The sequence below is a fragment of the Aerococcus sp. L_32 genome (genome assembly GCF_050689315.1).
The window spans coordinates 1-1,046 of the sequence record NZ_JBOEQF010000607.1; the positions used below are offsets into that span (position 1 = coordinate 1).

At 41.0% G+C, this 1,046-nt stretch carries 1 protein-coding gene; it reads right to left on the reverse strand.

Features of this window, described 5'->3' with window-relative positions:
* Window positions 1-34 precede the first annotated feature (34 nt).
* On the reverse strand, window positions 35-967 hold the full coding sequence (locus tag ACRCJ0_RS15115) for a YitT family protein (RefSeq protein ID WP_431391026.1): 933 nt from the start codon (window positions 965-967) through the stop codon (window positions 35-37).
* Window positions 968-1,046 lie beyond the last annotated feature (79 nt).

Consider the following 1,046-nt stretch of genomic DNA (forward strand, 5'->3'; position numbering starts at 1 on the left):
ACCTTTATTATACATGATTATTGGAACAAAAAGGCTAATTGTTGATACTAGAATTTTTCCCTTTCAAAGTACGCGCTCTTAGTTTAGCAATTCGAGACTGTTTTCTCCTCACTTCAAAAGAGAATCCGCGCCCAGACACTTCAGATACTGGCGACACATACATAAAAGCATTCGCATCCATTTCAGTTACTTGGTTTTTCAACCGTAATAATTCTTCACGGTCAACAACTGTAGTAATCACCGCACGTGATTTCTTAGTGTATCCACCCTTAGCCGTATAGATTGTTGTCGCACGGGCCAATTCTGTCAAAATAAATTCGTTGATTTCCCCAGCAATTTCTGACGTAATATTCACGTTGTATCTTGCAGAACCACCAGTGATAACGCGGTCAACAACCACATTGGCCAGTAGGACCCCGATTGTGGCATACAATCCACGTTCAATCCCAAATACCAGCATATTCGCAAGCAAGATAATCATATCGGAAATCATGACCCCTGTCGCAAAGGTTACAGGTAGGTACATGTTCATTATTTTGGCAATAATATCTACCCCACCAGTTGTAGCACCGGCATTAAAAACTAAGCCGACACCAGTTGAAAGGAGGACTTGCCCCAAAATCAAGTTGACCAAGGGATCATCAGCAACTGCCCCTGTAACTGGTACAAACCGTTCGAATAAGGCATAAAAGCCTGAATAGAGGATGACAGAATACAGGGTTGTCCCACCAAAATCCTTACCAATCACCATAATCCCAATGACCAGTAAGACTATATTAATGGCAAAAAGGATCGCTGAATAAGGTAGCGGAATAAATGGTGCCAATACCTGCGCTATACCTCCAGTACCCCCACCGACAAGGGAATCAGGTACTAAGAAGAAATACAAACCAATGGTCATGCTTAAAGTCCCCAAAGTGATGATGAATAATTGCTGAATATCTATAGCTGCTAATACTTTTTTCAATTTAATACCTCTCTTTCTTGTCCAATCTAATACACAAAATATAACAAAATACCCCTGGGCAATCAATCAGTGACCCTCA